25 protein-coding genes are annotated in these 23,701 nt (G+C 41.7%); 16 read left to right on the top strand and 9 right to left on the bottom strand.

The window, feature by feature from the left end:
- The first annotated feature begins 6 nt into the window (after positions 1 to 6).
- Both ACN20O_RS02705 and ACN20O_RS02700 read left to right on the top strand, forming a co-directional pair.
- Positions 7 to 1,242 carry a metallopeptidase TldD-related protein gene (locus tag ACN20O_RS02705; protein ID WP_491636972.1) on the top strand — a complete coding sequence of 412 codons (1,236 nt, stop codon included), beginning with the start codon at positions 7 to 9 and terminating at the stop codon, positions 1,240 to 1,242.
- On the top strand, positions 1,242 to 1,694 hold the full coding sequence (locus ACN20O_RS02700) for a hypothetical protein (RefSeq protein WP_491636970.1): 453 nt from the start codon (positions 1,242 to 1,244) through the stop codon (positions 1,692 to 1,694). Before ACN20O_RS02705 ends, ACN20O_RS02700 begins: the two co-directional genes overlap by 1 nt.
- On the opposite strand, the gene ACN20O_RS02695 is transcribed toward ACN20O_RS02700, so the two are convergent.
- The 4 genes from ACN20O_RS02695 to ACN20O_RS02680 all read right to left on the bottom strand — a co-directional run bounded on the left by ACN20O_RS02695 (position 1,678) and on the right by ACN20O_RS02680 (position 5,043).
- A complete protein-coding gene (locus ACN20O_RS02695) occupies positions 1,678 to 2,040 on the bottom strand; it encodes a hypothetical protein (protein ID WP_491636968.1) in 363 nt (120 codons plus the stop codon). The two genes, ACN20O_RS02700 and ACN20O_RS02695, sit on opposite strands and share 17 nt — an antisense overlap.
- A gap of 144 nt (positions 2,041 to 2,184) precedes the next feature.
- Positions 2,185 to 2,916: a YebC/PmpR family DNA-binding transcriptional regulator gene (locus ACN20O_RS02690; protein ID WP_491636966.1), complete on the bottom strand. Its 732-nt coding sequence runs from the start codon at positions 2,914 to 2,916 to the stop codon at positions 2,185 to 2,187.
- 41 nt (positions 2,917 to 2,957) lie between these two features.
- Entirely contained in the window at positions 2,958 to 3,464 is a 507-nt protein-coding gene (locus ACN20O_RS02685; protein ID WP_491636964.1) for a GNAT family N-acetyltransferase, read from the bottom strand.
- Complete coding sequence (locus ACN20O_RS02680) at positions 3,457 to 5,043, bottom strand: ABC-F family ATP-binding cassette domain-containing protein (protein ID WP_491636962.1); 1,587 nt, start codon at positions 5,041 to 5,043, stop codon at positions 3,457 to 3,459. Before ACN20O_RS02680 ends, ACN20O_RS02685 begins: the two co-directional genes overlap by 8 nt.
- A gap of 182 nt (positions 5,044 to 5,225) precedes the next feature.
- Here ACN20O_RS02680 and ACN20O_RS02675 point away from each other — a divergent pair, with 182 nt between their 5' ends.
- Genes ACN20O_RS02675 through ACN20O_RS02665 form a run of 3 tightly spaced genes read left to right on the top strand, consistent with a single transcriptional unit; the run spans position 5,226 to position 8,353 of the window.
- Positions 5,226 to 5,492, top strand: coding sequence for a hypothetical protein (locus ACN20O_RS02675; protein ID WP_491636960.1), 267 nt, complete (start codon positions 5,226 to 5,228; stop codon positions 5,490 to 5,492).
- Between the two features lie 2 nt (positions 5,493 to 5,494).
- On the top strand, positions 5,495 to 5,629 hold the full coding sequence (locus ACN20O_RS02670; RefSeq protein WP_491636958.1) for a hypothetical protein: 135 nt from the start codon (positions 5,495 to 5,497) through the stop codon (positions 5,627 to 5,629).
- A gap of 24 nt (positions 5,630 to 5,653) precedes the next feature.
- Complete coding sequence (locus ACN20O_RS02665) at positions 5,654 to 8,353, top strand: SNF2-related protein (protein WP_491636956.1); 2,700 nt, start codon at positions 5,654 to 5,656, stop codon at positions 8,351 to 8,353.
- 9 nt (positions 8,354 to 8,362) lie between these two features.
- On the opposite strand, the gene ACN20O_RS02660 is transcribed toward ACN20O_RS02665, so the two are convergent.
- Positions 8,363 to 9,301, bottom strand: a complete 939-nt coding sequence (locus tag ACN20O_RS02660; RefSeq protein ID WP_491636954.1) for an HD-GYP domain-containing protein — start codon at positions 9,299 to 9,301, stop codon at positions 8,363 to 8,365.
- 175 nt (positions 9,302 to 9,476) lie between these two features.
- On the opposite strand from ACN20O_RS02660, the gene ACN20O_RS02655 reads away from it, so the two are divergent.
- From ACN20O_RS02655 to folE, 7 genes are all read left to right on the top strand, one after another.
- Positions 9,477 to 11,099, top strand: a complete 1,623-nt coding sequence (locus ACN20O_RS02655) for an ABC-F family ATP-binding cassette domain-containing protein (RefSeq protein ID WP_491636952.1) — start codon at positions 9,477 to 9,479, stop codon at positions 11,097 to 11,099.
- A gap of 2 nt (positions 11,100 to 11,101) precedes the next feature.
- Positions 11,102 to 11,731 carry a 2-hydroxychromene-2-carboxylate isomerase gene (locus tag ACN20O_RS02650; protein ID WP_491636949.1) on the top strand — a complete coding sequence of 210 codons (630 nt, stop codon included), beginning with the start codon at positions 11,102 to 11,104 and terminating at the stop codon, positions 11,729 to 11,731.
- A gap of 2 nt (positions 11,732 to 11,733) precedes the next feature.
- Complete coding sequence (locus tag ACN20O_RS02645) at positions 11,734 to 12,291, top strand: peptidylprolyl isomerase (protein ID WP_491636947.1); 558 nt, start codon at positions 11,734 to 11,736, stop codon at positions 12,289 to 12,291.
- A 40-nt stretch (positions 12,292 to 12,331) separates the two neighbouring features.
- Positions 12,332 to 12,814, top strand: coding sequence for an FKBP-type peptidyl-prolyl cis-trans isomerase (locus tag ACN20O_RS02640; RefSeq protein ID WP_491636945.1), 483 nt, complete (start codon positions 12,332 to 12,334; stop codon positions 12,812 to 12,814).
- A 244-nt stretch (positions 12,815 to 13,058) separates the two neighbouring features.
- The gene (locus tag ACN20O_RS02635) at positions 13,059 to 13,919 is read left to right on the top strand and encodes a hypothetical protein (protein ID WP_491636943.1); all 861 of its coding nucleotides are present in this window, start codon (positions 13,059 to 13,061) and stop codon (positions 13,917 to 13,919) included.
- A gap of 14 nt (positions 13,920 to 13,933) precedes the next feature.
- Positions 13,934 to 14,389, top strand: a complete 456-nt coding sequence (locus tag ACN20O_RS02630) for a 6-pyruvoyl trahydropterin synthase family protein (protein WP_491636941.1) — start codon at positions 13,934 to 13,936, stop codon at positions 14,387 to 14,389.
- A 9-nt stretch (positions 14,390 to 14,398) separates the two neighbouring features.
- Positions 14,399 to 15,049 (top strand): GTP cyclohydrolase I FolE, encoded by a 651-nt coding sequence (gene folE / locus ACN20O_RS02625; protein WP_491636939.1) that lies wholly within the window; start codon positions 14,399 to 14,401, stop codon positions 15,047 to 15,049.
- A 196-nt stretch (positions 15,050 to 15,245) separates the two neighbouring features.
- On the opposite strand, the gene ACN20O_RS02620 is transcribed toward folE, so the two are convergent.
- A complete protein-coding gene (locus ACN20O_RS02620) occupies positions 15,246 to 16,271 on the bottom strand; it encodes a serine/threonine protein kinase (RefSeq protein ID WP_491636937.1) in 1,026 nt (341 codons plus the stop codon).
- A gap of 33 nt (positions 16,272 to 16,304) precedes the next feature.
- On the bottom strand, positions 16,305 to 17,081 hold the full coding sequence (gene speD, locus ACN20O_RS02615; protein ID WP_491636934.1) for an adenosylmethionine decarboxylase: 777 nt from the start codon (positions 17,079 to 17,081) through the stop codon (positions 16,305 to 16,307).
- Between the two features lie 131 nt (positions 17,082 to 17,212).
- Here speD and speE point away from each other — a divergent pair, with 131 nt between their 5' ends.
- Complete coding sequence (speE, locus tag ACN20O_RS02610; RefSeq protein ID WP_491636932.1) at positions 17,213 to 18,106, top strand: polyamine aminopropyltransferase; 894 nt, start codon at positions 17,213 to 17,215, stop codon at positions 18,104 to 18,106.
- 402 nt (positions 18,107 to 18,508) lie between these two features.
- Here speE and ACN20O_RS02605 read toward each other — a convergent pair whose 3' ends face one another.
- The gene (locus tag ACN20O_RS02605) at positions 18,509 to 18,838 is read right to left on the bottom strand and encodes a DUF4423 domain-containing protein (protein ID WP_491636930.1); all 330 of its coding nucleotides are present in this window, start codon (positions 18,836 to 18,838) and stop codon (positions 18,509 to 18,511) included.
- Between the two features lie 290 nt (positions 18,839 to 19,128).
- On the opposite strand from ACN20O_RS02605, the gene ACN20O_RS02600 reads away from it, so the two are divergent.
- Positions 19,129 to 20,346, top strand: coding sequence for a class I SAM-dependent rRNA methyltransferase (locus tag ACN20O_RS02600; RefSeq protein WP_491636928.1), 1,218 nt, complete (start codon positions 19,129 to 19,131; stop codon positions 20,344 to 20,346).
- Here ACN20O_RS02600 and ACN20O_RS02595 read toward each other — a convergent pair.
- Complete coding sequence (locus tag ACN20O_RS02595; protein WP_491636926.1) at positions 20,343 to 20,873, bottom strand: DUF2799 domain-containing protein; 531 nt, start codon at positions 20,871 to 20,873, stop codon at positions 20,343 to 20,345. The genes ACN20O_RS02600 and ACN20O_RS02595 overlap by 4 nt on opposite strands.
- A gap of 292 nt (positions 20,874 to 21,165) precedes the next feature.
- Here ACN20O_RS02595 and ACN20O_RS02590 point away from each other — a divergent pair, with 292 nt between their 5' ends.
- Positions 21,166 to 23,013, top strand: a complete 1,848-nt coding sequence (locus ACN20O_RS02590; protein WP_491636924.1) for a hypothetical protein — start codon at positions 21,166 to 21,168, stop codon at positions 23,011 to 23,013.
- Complete coding sequence (locus ACN20O_RS02585; protein WP_491636920.1) at positions 23,010 to 23,684, top strand: Type 1 glutamine amidotransferase-like domain-containing protein; 675 nt, start codon at positions 23,010 to 23,012, stop codon at positions 23,682 to 23,684. The genes ACN20O_RS02590 and ACN20O_RS02585 overlap by 4 nt, the downstream gene beginning before the upstream one ends.
- Positions 23,685 to 23,701: the final 17 nt, after the last annotated feature.

Genomic DNA, 23,701 nt, shown 5'->3' with positions numbered 1-23,701 from the left:
AAAACAATGAAACACGATATTCTGACATCAAATGAAGAGTCTCTTTCAGTTGAAGTGGTCGCAGGCCAAGTGAATTCTTCACGAAATAAAAACATCACCAAAAAAGGCGTGCGTCTTTTTGAAGGCAATAAAATTTACACCACTTCTTATGTGGGAGATATCAGCGATGCTGAGCTGGTTAAAAAGGCCCAAGGGGCCAAGAGCGTGGGGATTCCTTACGATTATGAACTTCCTCATTATCAAAACGGCAGAATGATCGACGAAGGAAGCTTTCAGGCACCTCTGTCACAGATCATGGAGGCGATTGAAGCAACCCAAGAACGCCTTCAAGGTTATTCAAATGAATTTGTCTTCAATGGAAAATTTGAACGCGCCATTCATACTGTCTCTTTAAAAGATGACAAGGGTGCAGTCATGGAGAAGAAATACGGAACGAATGGCTGGTATTATCTCTTTAAGAGAGTAGGATCACCAAACCTTCTGGATGGTTATTTCTCAGGAAGTGGAAGAACGCTGGATATCGGCGATGTCCTTGATAAAAATCTTCCTTATCTTGATGCTTATAAAAATGAAATCTCTTTCCAGAATGGGAAGTACCCGGTGCTTTTTATTGAAGGTGCAGGGCTGATGAATAAAATGGTTGAATCCCTTCGTGCAGATAAATATTGTGAAGGTTCGGCCCTTTATAGTGGAAAACTGAATCAACAAATTTTTAGCAAAGATTTCTCTCTCTACGATATCAATTTACTTCCGGAAGATGGAGTCTACCGCAGGTTTGATGAGGAAGGGACTATCCGTAAATTGGAAAAACTTCCCTTGATTGAAAACGGAGTGATGAAAACTGTGATCGCTGACCTTCGCAACGCCAAGAAGTATGGAGTAGAGGCAACTGGAAACGGAATGCGCTCTTATGACTCCGCTGTTGGGTTAGGTTTTAATGCTCTCGTTGTTGCGGCCGGAAAGAGGAGCACGCAGGAGATTTTAAATTCTCTTGATCAATGCGTGGTGGTTTTTATGGGAGATGGTGGAGATTTTACAGATAAGGGAGATTTCTCGACTCCACTTCAGCTTTCTTACCTGGTTAAAAAAGGAGAGATCGTAGGACGACTTCCACAATTAACGGTTAAGACGACAACAACAGATATGTTTAACACTCGCTTAATTGAAATTGCCAGTGACGGCTTTCAAAAGAATTTTAGGAATCCAAGTCTCTTTACTGAGATGGATGTATATTTAAACTAATGAAGATCCAATTTATTTCTCCTGAATCCACTTACCGTGAGGTTCAGGAGCTTCGTGCTCATACTGACTGTATTTTGATTGACCAGAAAAAGCTCAATCAAAAAGACCAGACCGACAGCTTCCAGGTTGATGATGAAAATTTTGATATCAAAAAGCAGCCGCTCAGATTGATTGCGATCTCTTTACATGATTTAAAACCGCACTGGAGCGTCTTTAATGACCGTTTTAAGCGCAATACAATGGTGATCTCCTTTGATGATGAGATCCAGGACAATCCGCGTATTGTGAGGTTTCTGGAAGAAAGAGGAGTGGCACTCCTGATGTGTAAAAGAAATAAAAAAGGCCTTCTTGATTACGAAGGCCTTTTAAGAAGTTTAACCAGTCTTAAATTCACTTCAATACTGGTTGAGGATAATATCGACCTGATCGAAGAAGTTACTCCTTGGGTTTAGACAGGTCGCCAATTTGTTTTTTAGCCGCTTCTGTGTCGATCTTGTTTCCTTTGTTAACCAGCTCGACAGCTTTGTCCGGGTCATTTCTCACCATGCCGACGGCCGTTTCTTTTAGTGCACTCACTTGAGCATCACTCATACTCGTCAATTCCTTTACAGCTTTCTGGTAATCGCTCTCTGAAATTTTTCCCATTTTTTTGAGTCCATCAAGACTCTTAATGATGTCTTCTTTGGAGACAGTAAAACCTTCTAGTGGGTCTTTATCCAAGTCCTCGCTGGCAGAGACGGTATTCTGGAAAAGGCAGAAACTAAGAAGAGCGATTGCTAGTAATTTGCCAAAGAACATTGAAAGCCTCCGGGGTGTGACCAGAGTCATACTAACATGGGTGAAAAATTGGGCCTCGGGAAGATTCTAACCACTCAAAAGAAGGTCGAAAAATCCCGCCCCTAAATAAAAAGGGTGCCCAGAAAAAGTGGATGTAGGGTAAACCTAAAGGTCGGCGAACGAGTCGTCGTACTTAACGTTGTGGTAAACTTTTGTGACGTCATCATCACTTTCAAGTAGGTCTACTAGTTTCATAACCGTCTTGAAAGTTTCTTTGTCGATTTCTTTAAACGTTAGAGGCACGCGCTCAAGACCAGCTTCATCAGCAGTGACCTTTAGTTCGTCTAGTTTTGTCTGAATGGCACCGAAAGATTCCATTGGTCCAGTGACAGTGTAGAACCCGTCTTCCAGGACAACGTCTTCAGCTCCCGCATCGATCATGTCCATTGTGAAGTCGTCTTCTACTAGTTTCCCTTGTGGGATTTCAAAAACAGATTTTCTCTCGAATACGAACTGAAGGCATCCAGTTGTTCCCAGGGACCCGCCGCACTTGTTAAAGAAGTTACGAACGTTAGCAACAGTTCTTGTACCATTATTTGTTGAAGCTTCAACGAAGATAGCAACACCGTTAGGTCCGTATCCTTCGTAAGCAATATCTTCATATCCTTCATCATCGTTACCAAGACCTTTTTTGATCGCACGGTCGATGTTGTCTTTTGGAACGTTATACTTTCTGCATTTTTCAAGAGCGATTCGAAGCATGAAGTTACTTTCAACTTCTTCTCCACCTTGTTTTACCGCTTTTGTGACTTCGCGAAGAGATTTGGTATAAATTAAAGAGCGCTGTTTGTCCTGATCGCCTTTTTTTTCTTTAATGTTGTTCCACTTACGTCCCATGCATAATCCTGTTTTTTAATTTTTATATGTGTCAAAGTTTATCAGTTTTTTAACGGAGCTTCAAAATAAATAAATCCATCGTGGGTGTGTTTTATCATCATCGGATGGTGTTTTTTTGAAAACTTCTCAAGGAGTTTAGTCATTTTAAGGTTACTCACATGATAGTCACCATAAAATTGAGTGATCCCCACTTTAAGGGCCTGTTGTGCAATAGTATCAAAGAGTTTTGTGCCAATGCCTTGACCCTGATAACAATCAACAATAACGATGCCGATTTCGGCAGACGTAGAGTCGATACTTGGTTTGACTGCGCGGATAACCCCTGCAGGCAAAAGATTGTCACCTTTGTGGTGAACGGCAACGTAGGCCAGGTGATTAACCTGATCGACCTCAGTTAAAAATTTTAACTCGGCCTCTGAGAACTCTGTTTTGTTGGCAAAGAAGCGCTGGCGGATTGATTCAGGCGAGAGCAACTGCAATCCCGCCTGTATAGGGATTTTATCGTCTGGACTAATCTGTCTAATTTCAAAGTAGTCAGGTTTAATCATTAAGCCCCAAGTATTCATCAAACGATTTTTCCACGTCGATGATTGATCCGTCTGGTTGAATATCAATAATTCTATTTGCAACCGTCTGCACGAACTCGTGGTCGTGGCAGGCGAAAATTAAAGTCGAGTCCCACTTCTTTAGGCCTTCGTTCACTGACGTGATACTTTCAAGGTCAAGGTGGTTAGTTGGACCGTCCATGATTAAGACGTTGGGTGCTTCAAGCATCATCTTTGAAAGCATCATGCGGACTTTTTCTCCACCTGATAAAACGTTTATTTTCTTCTGGCTTTCTTCACCCGTAAAAAGCATACGTCCAAGGAATCCTCTGACGAATGATTCGTCTTTGTCTTCCGAGAAATCGCGTAACCAGTCTACCAGGTTGTTTCTGCCGTCGGCGAAGAACTCAGTGTTGTCTGCAGGGAAGTATGATTTTTGAGCGGTAACACCCCAATTGATTTGTCCAGAGTCAGGCTTAGAAACTCCAACCAGAACGTCCATTAGAGCTGAACAGGCCTGGTCGCTTCCAAGAAGGACGATCTTGTCTGTTTTTCTTACCTGGAAAGAAATGTTTTTAAATAAAACTTTTCCATCAAGAGACTTAGAAAGTTTTTCAACTGTAAGAACATCTTTACCAATCTCTTTCTTCGCTTTGAAAGAAACAAATGGGTATTTTCTCGTTGAAGGTTGAATATCTTCAAGCGTGATTTTATCAAGCATCTTTTGTCTTGATGTCGCTTGTTTTGATTTTGAAGCATTGGCAGAGAAGCGGGCGATGAAGTCGCGAAGTTCCTGCATTTTCTCTTCAGTCTTTTTGTTCTGGTTCGACTTTAAAGTCATGGCCAATTGAGAAGACTGGTACCAGAAATCGTAGTTACCAGTGTAAATTTTAATTTTTCCGAAATCGATGTCGGCCATGTGGGTACACACCTTGTTCAGGAAGTGACGGTCATGGGAAACAACGATAACTGTGTTTTCAAATGTCGCTAAGAAATTCTCTAGCCAGTGGATCGCTTTCATATCCAAGTGGTTGGTAGGCTCATCCAGAAGAAGAATATCAGGTTTACCAAATAGGGCCTGAGCAAGGAGAACCTTAACTTTTTCGCCACCGTTTAGTTCAGACATTTTTTTAGAGAGAAGTTCTTCTTTGATACCAAGACCAGAAAGAAGCGTGGCCGCTTCAGATTCGGCTTCCCATCCGTTCATTTCACCAAAGAGCGCTTCAAGTTCAGCTGCTCTTAATCCGTCAGCATCAGAAAAATCTTCTTTAGCGTAAAGAGCGTCTTTTTCTTCCATCACATCCATTAAAACTTTGTTACCCATGATAACAACTTTTAGAACTTCGATGTCTTCGTAAAGAAAGTGATCCTGTTTTAGGATTGAAAGACGTTGCCCTGGAGTGATGAAAACATGTCCAGATGTACTTGGGATTTCACCTGATAAGATTTTTAAGAACGTCGATTTTCCGGCACCATTAGCACCGATAAGACCATAACAGTTTCCTGGAGTGAACTTGATATCCACTTCATCAAATAATTTTCTGGCCCCGTAACGAAGTCCGACATTCTGGCAAATAATCATAAGAAATTCCTCATTTTGTAAGAAATCTCTTTTTAGACTGAATGAAAGAAAAAGTCAGTGGTTTTTCATTCGAAATTTCACAGAGATATTGCTCTGATCCAAAAACTTTTATGGACGGATGCTTTTTTAGGGGAGTAATACTGTCGGATACACTATTTTTTTATCAACACACCGGGTAAAAGATGGAAAACGAACAAATGATTTCTCAGGATTTCCTGCCTAAATACGAATCAGCTAGAATTGCTGTCGAGCGCGCACGTCAAATCGTCCGCGACAATAACGAAATGGTCTCTAAACTCAAATCTGAATCCAATATCCAGGAGGGGATGGACCCCTTTATGGAGGCAGAAAATTTTTCTCACGATGATTCTTATGCTTTTGACCTATATAAGATAAAATCAACTAAAGGTGTTCGCGATTTTATTAAAGATATGTTTGGAGTGCATTAGTCATGTCAAAGAAGAGCGTAAAAAAGGCCAAAGGTCTTACTCAAGATGAAAAAGAACTGGGAAAGAATCGTATTTACATTATCCTGGGAATGATTGTGGTGGGACTAGCGATCGCCATTTATCGAATCAATCAGTAATTTAAAATTCAAAGGACATTAATTGTGAGCAATCTCATTCCAGGCCAGCGCTTTATGAGCGAAACTGAGCCAGAACTGGGACTTGGGATTCTATCGACTGTTGAATCCAAGACCCTAAAAATTTCTTTTCTCGCAGCTAAAACTGAAAGAGTGTACGGATCAAAAGGTGCGCCCATTAAGCGCGTGGTTTTTGCTGTAGGTGACGAAATCACTTTAAGATCAGGACAAAAAATTACTGTCGACGCTGTCGTTGACCGCGAAGGCATCATTGCTTACCAATCAGCAAGCGAAACATACGATGAAAGAGAGCTTTCAGACTCTTTGAGTTTCAATAAGCCGGAAGACCGTCTCTTTAACGGAAACGCCGATGCTCCAGGGCTGTTTGAACTTCGTTTCAAAACACTATGGAACAAAAACCGCCTGACTCAATCGAGGGTCAGAGGATTTGTTGGTGGAAGAATGAATCTCATTCCTCACCAGTTTTATGTGGCCGATCAGATTGCCGATAGACCTATCCCGCGCGTGCTTTTAGCAGACGAAGTAGGGCTCGGGAAAACGATTGAAGCAGGTCTGGCGCTTCATCATTTGATTTTATCTGAAAGAGTCAAACGCGCTTTAATTCTGGTTCCCGATTCACTGGTCTACCAGTGGTTTATTGAGATGCTAAGAAAGTTCAACTTAACTTTTACGACACTCAATCAGGAGACTCACCTAGAGCCAAACACCAACCCATTTACTGACAATGACTTTGTTATCGTTAATATTGGTCTTCTGAAAGGTGCTGAAATGGCCCGCAGAATGATGAGTGAAGCGACCTGGGACATCATGGTCGTCGATGAAGCTCATCAGTTAAAATGGTCGCAGGAGAATGCTTCTGCTGAGTATAAAATTGTTGAGGCCATTGCGAAAAAATCATCAGGGCTTCTGTTGTTAACAGCGACACCTGAACAGCTGGGGATGGAAGGACACTTTGCCAGACTTAAACTTTTAGACCCGGATCGTTTTTACGATTATAAAAAGTTTCTAGAAGAGACAGCGCACTATGAAGAGGTGGCCAAAACCGCTCGCGAGCTTTTGAAAAAAGGTGATACTGAAAGTGAAGTGAAACTAAAAGAGCTTCAGGATCTTCACGGCCCGGGAAGAATCTTTTTTAGAAACACCAGAACCAGAATGAGTAAGCACTTCTCTTTTTTCCCAAAGAGAATTCTGCATGCTTATCCGTTGGAGAGTAAAAAAACTCACCACCTTGGACTGGAAGATGAAGAAACTATCGGACCTTCATTTGATATGAAACTCGACTGGCTGACGGAGTTTTTAGGACGTCACCAGGGAGAAAAAATCCTTTTAATCACTAAATCAAAAACGAAAGTTCTCTGTCTGGAAAAACTTTTAAAAGACCGCTTTCCGGCCATGAATGTGGGTGTGTTTCACTCGGGGCTTTCATTTGTTGCGCGCGATCGCCAGGCCGCTTATTTCGCCGATCCACAGGGGGCCAATCTGCTTTTATGTACAGAGATCGGAAGTGAAGGGCGCAACTTCGAATTCGCTCACCACTTAGTGCTTTTTGATCTTCCGCTTTACCCGGATTTATTAGAGCAGAGAATTGGTCGTCTGGATCGTATCGGTCAAGACAGCGATATCCACTTACACGTCCCTTATATTGTCAGCTCATATGATGAAATTTTATACCAATGGTTCCACACCGGACTGGATGCGTTTGTTCATTCGGCAAAAGGGGCGAGCATTGTTCACCAGCAGCTGCAATCGCTCCTGGAAGAGTACTTGAATAAACCAGAGCTGTGTTTTAAAGACCCACAAGTTCTTCAGGAATTTTTGGAAAATACGGCGCGTGAGTTTAAAGAAGTTTCTCATAAATTGGAAGAAGGGCGCGATATTTTAGTTGAACTTAACTCTTTTAAAGAAGAAGAGGCCAAGACCTTAGTTGGTGAGGTGAAGAAGTTTGATGAAGAGTCAAACCTGATTAACTACATGAACGATGTTTTCCAGGAATTAGGTGTCGACATTGAAGATTTAGATGACGGTGTCTTCTTTATCAGGCCAAGTGACAATATGTACGTGCCGTATTTCCCTGGTTTACCAGTGGACGGTATCAGGATTACTTACGAGAGAAAAACAGCTCTTCGCCGCGAAGATGTGGAGTTTTTAACCTGGGATCATCCGATGGTTGTCGGGGTGATTGATCTTATTTTGAGCAACACTTTTGGAAACGTGAGTGTGATGATGAGAAAGAAGTCAGGGCAGAGTAAAACTTTTATTGAAACGTTCTTTAAACTTCAGGCCATTGCTCCAAAGAGTTTGAGCCCTGAGAGGTTTTTTCCGCCGACACCGATTCGTATCCTGGTTGATTCGACTGGGGAGAATTTTTCAGCGAAGTTTGAAAAATCGGACATTGATGAAAAGATCACTGGCGCCGACATTGAGACGGCCAGAAAAGCAAAGGGACTTCCAAAGGCCGCGGTTCAGAAGGTGCTAAAGAGCGCTCATGACCATGCTCTACAGGAAGCTGCAGAACTTAAAAAGAAATACAAAGAAAACATGATTGCTCACCTGGATGCAGAGAAGACACGCTTATTAAAATTAAAAGCGAAAAATCCTGTCGTTAGAAATGAAGAGATTGAAGCGATTGCTTCGCAAATTGAAGTGCTGACAAAGGCCTACGATGAAGCGGAAGTCGTCTTAGATTCTCTCAGAGTGATTTTCTAAACCAAAAAACTATTCGAGAAGTCCTTCAGTCTGGAGGACTTTCTTGAAATCATTTAAAAGATTCAGTTCATAGTTTCCTAACTCATCAATCATCATGTCTTTTAGGGTCTGAGCAGGAGAGGTTTTGTTGGTGATCGTGCGCTTGTCGTAGTTGTTAACCAACGAGATGATCTCTTCTTGAAGAGTGAGTTTTTTCTTTTTATTTGGTCCAAGTCCACTCGCTACTTCTTCATGATTCATCACCAGTTCAAGAATGGCCGGAGTCACAAATGGCTTTTCTTTTAAAATATTGGCAGCGTCTTTGCAGTGAAGATAGTACACGCGTTTGTCATCATTGCTTAAAAACTTCTTAGGCTTATAGAAAAGCTGAATATCGTCTTTGTTAAAAGTCGTAAGCCCTATGTCGTGGATCAGTGCCGCTGTACCCAGGTCATCCATTTCTTGCTCTGTACATCTTTTGACTTCAGCAAGTTTGACCGCAAGGGCACAAACATTAAGTGAGTGTTTGATAATTTCTTCGTTCTTTTCAACTTTTTTCCCGAAAATTTTCTTTAACGTATCCGGGTTTCCAGTGATAACCTGGCGCAAGCTTTTGGCCGCTTTTTCAGTGGCGCGGTAAGCACTTTCCGTCGGGTTCTTCTGCATTCTTTCAACCGCAGAGCTGGCAGCTCCTTCGGCCATGTTTACTTTTTCTTCCAGGTCGACTTTTGGATTAGACAACGTTTCATCTAAAAGAGCGTCGAGGAATTTTTGGTAATTCACTTCATCCTGTTCAGTGATAAAGAACTTGGCAATCTTTTGCGTTTTAAGCTTTTGAAATTTATCTTCAGAGAGCTGCTCGCCACGTTTAGCGTAGCAAAGGTAGTGCTCCTTAAAAAAAATATAAAGATCAAAAGTGAGATCTCTTAGAGGCTTAACTGTCGAAATGCGAAGGGGAGTAAATTCCATGTGAATAGTTTAGAGAAATTCATAGGAAATTCAAGGTTCGAATAGAATCTTTCTTATCATCCTTTACCAGAGTAAATTGCTATTGGCGCTCGGAGCGTCATCGAGAGATAACTGATGCCAAACCCTGAGTGCCTCTGGTAGAGTGAACGTCAAAATTTACAATAGGAAAGCTTCAATGATCAGTTTCAATAACGTTTCTAAACACTATGGTGGGCAAGTTCTTTACGACAATGCCTCATTTATCCTGCGTCCAGGCGATAAAGTTGGTTTAGTTGGGCCCAATGGTGCTGGTAAAACGACTGTTTTTAGAATTCTGATGAAAGAAGAGGGCTTTGAAGGGGGCTCGATTACTGTTCCAGATAAAGTCCGCGTGGCCTATTTCTCTCAGAATATTGGAGAAATGAAAGGGCGCACTGTTATTGAAGAAGTTATGAGCGGATCGGCGAAGGCCTCTGAGTTAGCTTCTGAGATGAGAAAAATTGAAAAAATGCTGGAAACAGACCTTGATCCAGATGAAATGGAAAAAGTTCTCATTCAATTGGGTGACTACCAGACTGAGTTTGAAAAACTTGGTGGTTACGATTTAGATACTCGTGCAAAAGAAATCATCACAGGTCTTGGGGTTATGCCTTACGACCATGACCGCGATGTTGGATTATTCTCTGGTGGATGGAGAATGAGGATCGCCCTGGCAAAAGTTCTTATTCAGCAACCAGACGTTATGCTAATGGATGAGCCTACCAACTACCTCGACCTTGAAAGTATCGTGTGGCTGGAGCAATGGTTAAAAGATTATAAGGGCGCCGTTCTTATGACTTCCCACGACCGTGACTTCATGAACGGGATTGTTAACAGAATTATCGAAGTGGCCAACAAAACAATCACGACGTTTACTGGTGATTACGATTACTACGAAAAAGAAAAAGAAATTAGAAAAGTTCAGCAGATTGCTCAGTATGAATCTCAACAGGCGATGCTGCAAAAAGAAGAAGAGTTTATCGCTAAGTTCGCGGCCCGTGCTTCTCACGCCGCTCAGGTACAGTCTCGCGTAAAGAAGATTGATAAGATCGAGCGCGTAGAGCTTCCACCTGAAGACGTTGTCATGGATTTTACTTTCCCGGTTCCTCCGCGCGGAAGTAACGATGTCGTGACGATGAAAAATCTTGCCAAGACATGGACTCGCGACGATGGGACTCCTCATAAAGTTTTCTCAGGACTAACAGCAACAGTTAATCGTTTAGATAAAATTGCGGTTGTCGGGGTTAACGGTGCCGGTAAGTCGACACTCTTAAAAGTTATTTGTGGTTTAACGGAAGCATCTGGAGGCGAAAGCGCTCTAGGGCCTTCAATCCAAGCGGGATACTTCTCACAGTTCTCACTAGATTTATTAAACCCGGAAAATACTGTGCTTGAAGAAATTTCAAGTCGTCTTCCACATTCTTCAAACGGATACATCAGAAACCTTTTAGCAGCTTTCTTGTTCCGTGGTGATGATGTTGAAAAGAAAATTAAAGTTCTTTCAGGGGGAGAGAAATCGAGAGTTGTTCTGGCGACGCTTATGTCGAGCAATAACAATCTTCTAATCCTGGATGAGCCAACCAACCACTTGGACTTAAAGTCTCGTGACGTGCTTTTAAAAGCGCTTAAAGATTTTGAAGGAACGGTAATGTACGTCTCCCATGACCGTCACTTTTTACATGGACTATCAAACCGTGTCTTCGAAGTTGATAAGGGCGGGATCAGGGTTTTTGAAACTGGTTACCAGTACTACTTAGATAAGAAAAAATCGGAAAGCTAATAATGAAAAAGATAGAATTCTATTTTGATTTTCTTTCTCCGTATTCTTACGTTGCCTGGACTTGGGTGAGAAGTCAGTCTTATGACTTCGAGTTCATTCCAGTTTCAATGCCAGGGATTATCGCTGCCTACGACACAAAGGGGCCGGCGCAGATTGAACCAAAAAGAAATTATCTTTTTAAAGACCTACTTCGTTTTACAAAACTCAATAACGTTCCGTTTACTACACCGGCACAACTTCCTTTTAACTCGCTGTACGCTCTAAGACTCGCGCTTAAAACCTCAGCAGGGGACAAACAAAAAGAGGTCATCGATGCTATTTATAGAGCTGGGTGGGAGCACGGTTTAGATATCGGAAGCGATGATATTTTAAAAAACGTTTTAAAAGAAAATAATCTCTACAGTGATGAGCTGATTGAGAGAATGGAAAGCAAAAATGCCCGCATTGAATTAAAGGCCAACAATGAGCGCGCTCTTCAAAGAGAAATTTTTGGGGTTCCAAGTTTCGTGGTGGATGGCGAAATGTTCTGGGGCAATGACTCTGTTAAATATCTTGAAATGCACTTAAATGGATTGGATCCGTTAGATAAAGAAAAATACGAACAGTTTCTTAAAAAATTTACACCGAGGTAAAAATGAAAATGTTACTTGCAGCTCTTTTCACTCTGGCAAGCGTAAGCGCTTTTGCCGCTAACCCGAAGATCGTTATCAAGACATCAAAAGGGGAGATCGTTGCTGAGCTTTTCGAAGACAAAGCTCCTGTTACAGTTAAAAATTTCCTGAGCTACGTAGACAAGGGTCACTACAAAGGAACTATCTTCCACAGAGTCATCGATGGATTCATGATCCAAGGTGGGGGATTTGATAAAGACATGAAAGAAAAAAGCACGGGAGCTCCGATTAAAAACGAGGCCGACAATGGACTTAAAAACGAAGTGGGAACTCTGGCAATGGCAAGAACTCAGATCGTAGATAGTGCAACGGCTCAATTTTTTATCAATGTGGCAGACAACGCTTTTCTTGATCACCGCGCAAAGAATGATGCTGGCTACGGATACGCCGTTTTCGGAAAGGTTACGAGTGGTATGCCGGTAGTGAATCAGATCAAGGCCGTAAAAACAACGGTGCGTGCTCCTTACGAAGACGTGCCTGTGGAGCCGGTAGTTATTTTAGACATCACTAGAAAGAAATGATAAGTTAGGCCACTAGCAGAACTAACAATACGGGGATTTTATGCAAGTTCAAAAAAACAAAGTCGTCGCAATCGACTATAAACTAACAGACGCAAAAGGTGCTGTGATCGATTCTTCGGCCAACCACGGACCACTTTACTACATCCAGGGGATTGGTAACCTAATTCCAGGTCTTGAAAAAGAACTTGAAGGTAAAAATGCCGGTGACAATATTAAAGTAACAATCGCAGCGAAAGACGGTTACGGTGAAAGAAATGAATCTCTTTGCCAACAAGTTCCTCGTTCACAATTCGAAGCTTCAGAAGGCCTAGAAGTGGGAATGCAGTTTGAAGTTGAAACTGAGCAAGGTGAGCTAATCGTTTCTGTAACAAAAATTGATGGCGAAACTGTGACTGTAGACGGGAACCACCCACTAGCTGGTGTTGAACTTCACTTCGACGTTACTGTAAAAGAAATCAGAGACGCAAGTGCAGAAGAACTAGCTCACGGGCATGTACACGGACCAGGCGGACACCACCATTAAGCTTAAATAAGCGGCGGATTACGTCGTCAAAGTCCTTTCGCTCCTCGGTCACATACGATGTATGCTCCCTCAGGACTCAAGAACTTTTCCTAGTACTCCTTGCTTCTTTAAACTTAACAACAATTGAATAACTATGACTTATCTTAAGACCTTCCTCCCTTATTTATTTGGAAATAAAAGAGGAAGGTCTTATGAACTTCCCCAGTCTTTGGATTGGGGAAGTTTAAGTTTTGAAGAATCCCTCATGTTTCATACGATGCAGGGAACCCTGGACGAATTCACTACAACCCTTACTGATCTAACCAGCAAACAAGTTTTTCATCTTCTAAGTTTCAGAGAGCATTTATCTCCTGAGTTTTTAGCGAGCTTAAGCGCGCGCTTTCCTCACGAATATAAACTCTTTCTTGATGCTTTAAAGAGTGAAGTCTTGACGAGCAAAGAAGTGCAAGAGCTTCTCGATTACAAGACTCACCAGCTGTCTTTATTTGCTTTATTTTCAAACGATAGAAGTAAACCTGGACGTCTCTTTATCAGAAAGGCCGACGGTCATTTCTACACTAAGGAAAATGGTGACCTGTGGTCGGTGAGAGTGCTGGCGACTTCAGGAAGAGGACTGCCTTTTAATCACTCTAATGGGGCCACTCCTTGTGGAGTCTACAGTGTCGACTCAGTTATGCCTGAGGCCAATAAGGAGTATGAGTTCGGGAAAAATAGAAGGCTTATCGTGAACTTTTTAAAGAGTTCACCGGGTGAAGAGAACATTAAACAGTTCTTGCCTAAGTCCCAAAGGTCTAGTCTTTGGTGGGCCCCGTCGCTTGTTGGACGTGAACTTGGCCGAAGCCTCTTTAGAATTCATGGCACAGGCAGGGTCAACAAGAATCCTTTTAGCCCGTATTTTCCAATGATTCCAAGCTCGGGTTGCTTAACCACAACAGAGCGCAGTTTCTTAGGCATGATCAAGATCAATGATCAGCGCTTACTTTTAGATGCCTTAATGGACTCTCTGAAACTTCCAGTGAGTTTTGAAAATGAGTCGAAAATTCATGGTCTCTTGTATGTCATTAACTTCGATGGTACATATCAAGCACTTGAATTTAAAAGCTAGCTAGAAGGTATTCAATGTATATTTCAACCAAAAGATTTACAGGTTATCCCTGTACTCACCGCCAATGGCGTGATGAAGGACACTGCCGTTTTGTTCACGGTTACTCTCGCGAGTTCTCGTTTTGGTTTAAGGCCAAGACTCTTGATGAGAAAGGCTGGGTGATGGACTTCGGTGGATTCAAAGAATTTAAGTCTTTCTTGGACGACACTTTCGACCACACGTTCTTGGCAAACGCAGACGATCCAGAGCTTCCTCTCTTTGAAGAAATGCATAAAAAGGGCATCGTAAAACTACGCGTGCTTGAGAGTGTGGGAATGGAAGGGACATCAAAATTTCTTCACAAAAAAATGAATGAATACTTAGATAAAAAAACAGGCGGCCGTGTTTACTGCTTTAGAGTAGAGACGAGAGAGAATGAAAAGAACTCAGGCCTTTACGAAGAAGATAAGAGCGGCTTTGCTGCCGTATAGGAAACTATTATGATTGACCCAAAGAAAATTTTAAAGAAAGTCACTCCCACTCCAATGATTGCCAACGATCTTACGGCGGCAGAGAAAAAAGAAAAGATTACAGCTCTTTTCACTGAGATTATGGAGACGTTAGGACTTGACCTTAACGATGACTCACTAAAAGAAACACCTCACCGTGTAGCGAAGATGTACGTTGATGAAGTGTTCTACGGACTTGAATCATCTTCATTCCCAAAGATCACTGTGGTCGACAACAAGTTTGAATACGATCACCCGGTAATGGAAATCAATATCGTGACTAACTCTCACTGCGAGCACCACTTTGTTCCTATTATCGGAAAAACTCACATCGCATATATCCCGAACAAAAAAGTTCTAGGGCTTTCAAAACTTAACCGCATTGTTGATTACTTTTCGAAACGCCCTCAAATTCAAGAGCGTTTAACTCTACAAATCCACCAGGCGTTAGTAGAGATTCTTGAAACTCAAAATGTCGCTGTTGTAACAGATGCAATGCACGCGTGCGTAAAGACCAGAGGGATTAAAGATGTGACGTCAATGACGAGAACATCGAAGCTTTCAGGTGTCTTTTTGCAGGACAGCTCGCACAGAGCAGAGTTTATGAGTGCTATCCCGAGAGTTCAGGAAGTGATTTACTAATCTCGTCATGAGATTGTGCGAAAATCCGCATAGTGTTTCCTTATATTGCTAGCATATCGCGAATCCCGATTCGTCTGGAAAAATGTCGGCCTTCTTAGCTGAAAAAATCAAAAATATTCAAGCTTTTAATGTTGAACTATCTGATGAAGAGGCACTAGTTGCTCTTCTTCAAGACGCTGAATCGATTTTAAATTAATTATTCGTAGTCGTGGCTTCGCGACAGGTTTTCTAAATAGTAAATCTGCTCGCGAAGATCACTTATTTGTCCTTCCCAGTAAGTAGGCGATTCAAAGAACGGAAAGGCATTTTTGAAGGCCGGATCGTCAAAACGTTTTGCAATCCATGCAGAGTAATTAATCATTCTAAGTGTTCGTAGCACTTCCGTCAGTCTTAACTCTTCATAGTTAAAGTCTCTCATCGACGTATAACCTTCAAGCAGTTTATTGCGAAGATTGTTAGCGTAGTCGTCTCGCCCTGGAAGAAGCAGCCACATATCCTGAACAGCAGGGCCAACCACCATATCGTCAAAGTCGATTAAGTTAAAGACATCGCCACGCTTGAGGATGTTTCCAAGGTGGCAGTCGCCATGAATCCTTTGAGTCGTGATATTTTTAAAAGAGTCTTTTGTAAGGTTATAAATGGTCTCTAAAACCGTTTTGTAACTCATCTCCAGGTGAGATGGAACGATCTTTTGTCCGACTAAGAAGTCCAGGTTGGATTTTAAGTACACTTCGGGAGTCAGGTGAAGGCGGTGTTTGGCCTTCTTCATGCTTCCGACATTGTGAAGTCGCGCTAAAAGTCTTCCGACTTGTTCGATTTCTTCATCGGTGAATTCATCGGGAGCACGCCCACCTTGTTTTGGAAAGAGAGTGTAGAAGAGTTCAGGCTCAGGGAGAGTGAAGAGAGTTTTCTCATCAAACTCAATTGGAGCGATAACGGGAACTTCGAATTCTTTTAGATCTAAAAGGAAATCATGCTCTTCCTGGATTTGTTCCTTTGACCATCTTCCTGGGCGATAGAATTTAATAATTTTTGAGTGATCACTTGGATTATCTGAATCGCTTTCGATCTCAACTTCGTACACGCGGTTTTCCATCGAGTTCATAGTGAGGACGCGGCCAGTGGTTCTGAAACCAAGTTTTTCAACAGTGTCTAGGACGAGATCGGGATTAAGTTCAAAGAAAAATTGAGTGGCATTGGTTCCCCAGAGATTTTTTGTCATGAATAGACTCCTTACCTCTGGGGTGTAAAATCCTTAGTGGATCATGTGGTAAACTTCGATCATCTCTTTTCTTAGAAGTTCCATTTTTGCTGGAACGTCTGGATGATTAGCGTCTTCCGGGTGCAGAAGGTAATTCGCTGCTGGAAGTTCCTTAACCATGAATTTCGACTGCCAGATGTTTGATTGTGGCATGTTGATATCTGAAGCGAATTGGAATTGCTCTTTGATTTCCGGTTTAATGAATTCCTGAATCGAGTTGAACTTCTGATCGTTGTAGATTTTTTTACCGTTTTCCAGACGAGTGTATCCGCGGACTACGTAGTCAACATAGACAACGTCGCATTCGAAAGCTTCGAATAGGTAGTTGATAGCGTTTAGTGGAATGATCTCTCCACAAGTGGCCACGTCAAGGTCCACGCGGAATGTGCAGATCCCGTTAGGGTCTGAAGCGTCCGGGTATGTGTGAGACGTGATGTGCGATTTATCTAAATGCGCTTTTACTGAAACTGGAATCGGCTCTCCGCCGCCCTTGATGTCAGACATTAACGTCATCGTTGAAGCTCCAACTGGATCATAGTCCTGGATTGAAACAGCTAAGATATTAGCTTCGATGATCTCAACGATTCTCTCAGCGATTTTTTCGATTTTCTTTGCACTGTATTTATCGTGAATATACTTTACGTATTCTGCTCTTTGCTCTTCATCAAGAGCGATGCAAAAATCATAAAGATTGAAACTTAAAATCTTAGTCAGATTGTTAAAACCAGATAATTTAACTGCTTGCCCGGGAGCTAATTTTGACTCAAACATTGCGCTAATTTCCTATTAAAAAAAGTATTGCGTATTTAAATTTCACGAACTATCTATGTGTCACAGTTTGCCCCTTGTGACAAATGGAATCTTTATCTCTTAACAGAGATAAAACACAATATTGGAGAGTTATGACCACTGAAATTAATGAAAAAAACCCAAATGAACTGCTGATTGAAAAAGATTGGTATTCTGAGCGCTATTTCCATAAGAATGTGGCCACTTCTTTCAAAATAAAATCCATTTTGCACTCGGAAAAAAGCCAGTACCAGAAGATCGACGTCTTGGACACGCACGGTGTTGGACGCCTGCTACTTCTCGATGGAAAAACGATGGTCAGTGACCACGATGAATTCGTTTACCACGAAGTAATGGGACACATCCCATCAATGGTTCACCCTGGAATTAAAAACGTCCTGATCATCGGTGGTGGTGACGGTGGGATTGTTCGCGAGTACGTAAAACACCCGGAAATCGAAAGAATTGACCTGGTGGAAATCGATGAGCGCGTGATCGAAGTTTCAAAAAAATACTTCCCTGATTGTACATCTGGGTTAGCGGATAAGCGTGTAAACGTTCTTCCACAAGACGGTGTTGAGTATATCAAGAATCACAAAAACTTCTTTGATGTCATTATCATCGACTCAACTGACCCTGAGGATTTCGCTGCTGGATTGTTCACAAAAGAGTTTTACTCTCACGTGTATGAGGCCCTGACTGAAAACGGAATCATGATGGCCCAAACTGAAAACCCATTCTATGACGAGTACGGGATTAAGTCGTTCTACGACAATCTTCGTTCTGTTTACCCGGTAGTTAAGTCATTCACTGGACCAATGTTAATTTACCCGGGAGTATTCTGGACATTTGCTTACGCTTCGAAGGGGATTCTTCCTACGAACTTCAATGAAAAGAAAATTCCTCATATGACGGAGTTAGAAAAAACTCTTAAGTGGTACAACATGGACTGGCACAAAGGTGCCTTTAATCTTTCAAATATTCATAAAAGAGTTACTGGTTGTTAATAAAAAGGCCCTCTTCGGAAGGGCCTTTTTTTTTGCCCAAATGCTGTCTAGAATTTAGGTACATGTCTAATTTACGATTCCCTAGTGAACACTAAAAAGCCCCCTAACTATTCATTATTTATCATTTTTACCTTCGGCAAGGGACATGCAGTGCTGACTACAGTAGGCTAGAAAAATTACACCCAGTAGGGTCTCAATTGAGACTGATTTGGAATTGTATTAAGTTTCATTACGAACACAACAACGAACACGTTTATATATTTTTGGAAAAAAAGGAGAACCCCATGAACTTTTAAAAAATTACATTCCTTCTAGCTTTCAGTGTTTTAAGCTCAAGCGCATTCGCAGCAGGATTCTTAAAAGAAGGCGGATATGTTGTTTTCATGTGTGTGCTCCTAATAATTATTCTAAAGTCGTAATATGGTTTAACTGAATTCCTAAGTTTAATACGCAGTCAACTTTGGCATTGTTAGTGGCATACTTGTTCATAATATGCTCTCTGAATGCCTTAACTTCTTCTCTGATTTTGTCGAAGTTTTCTTTATCTGTTGCCAGGACTACACAGCTTGCAGAGCGGTTTGTGTAGGCGTCTTCGCTAAGAGTTTCTTTTGCTTTATCTAAAAATTGTGAGTGAAAGGTATTCACCACAGTGTAGTTCATTGAGTTGTTTGTCTGGATGTGCGCCAGAGAGTCCGAAAGGAAGGCCCTATAATCCACATAATCATAGATCACAGGCTTTTCATTCTTCGGTTGAATGGCAGTGGGGGCTGCCGATTCGTGTGTAGTTTTTATGTACGTCTGTAGTCAGCACTCAGATCTACGATCCTTAATTTTAAAACCTTTAATTATTGGTGAGTTAGGTCCACTTTGAGGCGACTCAGAGATGCTTTAAAACTGCCAACTGAGGCCTTCGGTGATAATATTTGTCGTCGCTGAACGGTCTTTTAAAAGACCATTGGTTGCCGTAGGTCGTGTTTTAGACTAAGAAGAAGACTCATTATTTTTGTATATAAGGAAAGCCCGTGACTAAGACTCCTTTAGTGAATGTTCCAGACAGTGCCATCCCAGAAATTCAACTGATCCGCGATGTGAATAAACACCTTCTGCGTGGACACAGATGGATCTTTGCTGACTGCTTTGATGGAAAAACTCCAACAGGACTTGCGGTTTTAAAATCGCGCAAAGACTCGGTCGCCATCGGTCTGGTTCAGGCCGACACTCAGCTTCGCTTTAGACTTCTGTGCCTTTGTGAAGAGCCTTATGTTCGTTTAAATAACATCACCCACACAATTACTCACTGGAGTGAAATCCAATTATCCCGCGCCATCATGATCCGTCAGCACTTTAGAAGTGAAGCGACCAATAGCTTTAGACTGGTTAACGGTGAAGGCGATGGGATGCCAGGACTTATCATTGACGTTTATGACCACACGGCCGTGATTAAACACGACCACCCGGTGATGGAGCGCTTTTATAATCATGCGGGGATCGCAGAGAAGCTTCAAAGCGAAATGCCGTTTATTAAAAATGTTTACTACAAAAGAAGAAATGATGAAGAGGTTAAGGGAATCGATATTGTTGGAACCCTTCAGCCAGAAGTTATCTTTAAAGAAAATGGAAGTTTTTTTGCCAGCAATATTCGCGATGCTGCCAAGACTGGTTTCTTTCTTGATCAACGAGACAACAGAAAACTCATCTCTCAGTTCTCTCACAACAAGAGCGTCCTGAATCTTTTTAGTTACACTGGGGGATTTTCTATATTTGCTGCCCATGGGGGAGCGAGTGAAGTGACCAGCGTGGATATTGCTAAAGCAGCGATTGAAGCTTCAAAAAGAAACTTTGAAGTCAACGACCTGAAGACTAAGCACAATGCTGTGGCCGATGATGCTTTTCTTTTTATCGATGAACAAATTAAGAGCAAACAGAAATGGGACCTGGTCATTACCGATCCACCAAGCTTTGCTCCCAATCAAAAAGCTGTGGAGACTGCGACAGCTGCTTACACCAAAGTTTTTGCCAACTCACTTAAGCTGGTTAAAGGCAATGGGTTCTTCGCGGCCAGCTCTTGCTCAAGCCATATCTCAACAGACCAATTCCTAGATATCTGCCGCGAGTCTTTTTCTAAAACAAGAAAAAGAGGGACACTCGTTTATCTGGGCGGACAGCCTTTTGACCATCCATACCCATTGGCGATGGAAGAGCTTCGTTACTTGAAGTTTGCTCTTTTCAGAGTAGATTAACGAAATTTAAACGTATTTTTAGCCCCTTCAATTTCCAGGGCCTGGATTTCACTTCTTAGTTTTTCCAGTCCTTTTTGGATTTTGTGGTACTCGTCGCTGTCGGCAGAGTTTGTTGTGATGGTTGGTTTCAATTCTTCCAAGCGCTCTTTTAATTCTTCTTCTTCATCTTTTAATTCAAAGACGTGTTTTCCAATGAGGTATTTTTCTCTGAACATACTCTCGCGTTCTGCCGGACAGAAGCTGAAGTAGCGATCAGAGCGTTTCCCCATTTCAAAGGCGCGGTTGGGAAGACAGTACTCCATCCATCCTTGATAAAATCCTTTTTCATAAGCTTCTAGATCAATGCTTGGGTTTCGTCCCATGCATACGTTTCTGAGGTCGTCCGTGTATTTTACAGGTGAGCCTTGTCTTCCTTGTTGAAGACCAAGCTCTTTCATATCTTTGAAGCAGTCTTTTTTACTGATGGTTGAACATGAAGACAGAGTCGCAAGAGAGAGAAATAAGAGAAGAGATAAGCATAGAGACATACGGGGTCCTCGAGAAAGAGATTATTTGATAACCATCGTATCGGTGGATGTATTTAATATTTCAGTGTTTTGTTGAAAATAAAATACTGGAGTAAAATACTTATTAGGGAGAATAAGAGATGTCTTTTTCATGTATCAAAATACTTCGGCCAGTTAATTAATCACATTGGTGTTCTCATTGGAGAGTCCCTAGGAGGCCCATTGGGGCCACATGTAAGGGAATGTTTTGCCTATGAGAATTTGCCCAGTGAAAATTTATTGGAATTTTTTTTGGAATCTCTGACAATAAGGTATGGGAAATACAAAATTAAAAGAGTCAAAACCAAACAAAGACACTAACCCTTACGGAAAATTCAGGGAGATAGATGGAAGTCACCCTCTGAAGAAAAACGTCCCTGAAGCGGTGGTAGAGTATCAGGTGAGGACTAGGCATGGCGGACAAGTGGCTTTCTTCAATTTTGATCTCGCTCGTGAAATCGGACTCATCCCAGAAAATCACCCAAACGAACTCACTAAAGAACTCAAAGAAGAAATCCTAAACACATTCAGTATCGTCATCATAAACGAATACGATATGATGAATAATTTTAATTTTCCAAAAGATGAAATCAAACCAAATACCTACATGGCCACTCGTTACCTGCAGCTGCAGCACCCGTGCAAGAAGGGAACGACATCGGGAGATGGAAGAAGTATCTGGAATGGTCAAATTTCTAAAGGCGGAAAAACGTGGGACGTTTCTAGTTGTGGAACGGGAGCGACGAAATTAAGCCCGGCCTGCAATATCAATAAAAAATTCTATCAAACAGGGGACCCGACGGTTTCTTACGGTTGTGGTTATTCAGAGAAAGACGAAGGATTGAGTTCACTCTTTTTTAGTGAAGTTCTTGCTAAAAATGGTCTGGAGACAGAGCGCGTTTTAGGGATCATCGAATTCCAAAAAGGTTTGGCAATCAACATCCGCGTGCACGACAATCTTCTTCGCCCATCGCACATGTTTAATCACTTAAAACAAAACAATCTACCGACACTTAAGAGAGTGGTGGATTACTATATTGAACGCCAGACAAAAAATAAAGTCTGGAAGAACGTACCAACAGATTCAAAATCAATTTACGACTATTTCTTAAATCAAGTGACTGAGACATTTGCTGAAATGGCCGCAAACTTTGAAGACCAGTATATCTTCTGCTGGTTAGACTGGGACGGGGACAACATCCTGATGGATGGGGGAATCATCGATTACGGATCAGTCCGTCAGTTCGGTCTTTACCACCACGAATACCGCTACGACGACGTTCAGCGCTGGTCGACATCAATTAAAGAGCAAAAACAAAAAGCTCGCTACATTGTTCAGACCTTTGCTCAGATTGTTGACTACATTAAAAATGAAAAGAAAAAATCAATTGAAGACTATAAGAATCATCACTCGGTAGTGATGTTTGATAAGCGCTTCTTCGATTATAAAAACAGAAATATCCTAAGAAAAATCGGATACCCGCAAAAGTATGTCGATTTCCTTCTGGAGAATTGCAGAAAAGACGTGGAAGATTTCAGGGAAGACTTCAGCTATTTTGAAATGGCCAAGTCAGTTAAAGGTCCACAAAAAGTACCAGATGGAATCAATTGGAACGCGATCTTTTGTATGCGCGATATTCTAAGAGAGTTGCCACAAATTTATCTTTCTCGCGGATTGGACGGAAAGGTGAGTGAGGCTGAATTCCTGGACGTGATCAAGTCAAGCTACGCGACGAAGGCCGATTTAAAGCGCTCGTTAAGAAGAGACTTAAAGATCAGAAGCTATCAGAAAAATTACATCAAAATGTTAAACAAAGTAGCGGCGAAGTTTAAGACAGCGCCGGAAAAAGTCCTCTTAGACGTGTCTATGCGCTCGTCAGTTATTAACAAGTACGACCGAGTGACAGGTGATTCGATTACAACAATCGTTCAAAAAGTGATGAACCAACGTCCGAAGCTGGGAGCAGAAGAGATCCAGGGAATTCTAAAAGAATTCACTGACTATCAGAACCTGAATCCAGATAAAGATAGAAAGCCTTCTAACTTTGAAAGTGAAAAAGAACAATCGCGCCTGGTAAAAGGCATGCTTCAGATCGTACGAGAGTTTAGAGACGGAATATGAAAATAGTTCTCTATTCTGGAGGCGGCGAAAAGGAAAATCAATTCCTTAATAAGCGCGCCCTCGAACTCACTGGTGCTGATGTTCCTAAACTGACATTCATTCCTTCAAGCTCATACGATGCCGAAGAAGATTTTAAGTTCTTTGTAGAAGAGTTCTCAAAGCTCGGCGTTCAGCGTTTTATCCACTTTTGTGTAGATACGCCCTTTACTAAAACTCTTTTGAATGAAGTGTTAAAAAGCGACCTAATCTTTTTGGGAGGAGGGAACACTTTTTATTTCTTAAAGCATTTAAAGAAGAACAAAATGTTCGGCCATTTTAAGAAGTTTCTTAAAAGAGGTGGAGTTCTTTGTGGCCTTTCGGCCGGGGCCATTGTGCTCACTCCACACGTGCATACGGCGAGTTTTCCGCATTTTGACCGCGATGAGAACCCTTGGGATATGAAAAACCTCTCGGCCATGAGACTAGTCAATTTTGAGTTCTTTCCTCATTATAAGAATTCAAAGCGCTACGACGCTGAATTGAAACACCATTCTAAGAAGTCAAATTTACCTCTATATGCCTGCGCAGACGGGGGAGGTATCATTATTGAGAAGGATCAACTCTCTTTCTGCGGGAAAAGTCATGTCTTTTTCCAGGGAAAGAAGTTCACCATTTCAAGTTATCTGGGCTAATTGCAGTTAATTTTTTT

This window comes from Bacteriovorax sp. As-1, assembly GCF_058446905.1.
The sequence above is the reverse complement of the archived record's forward strand: the minus strand, read 5'-3'. Positions and strand labels throughout refer to the sequence as shown.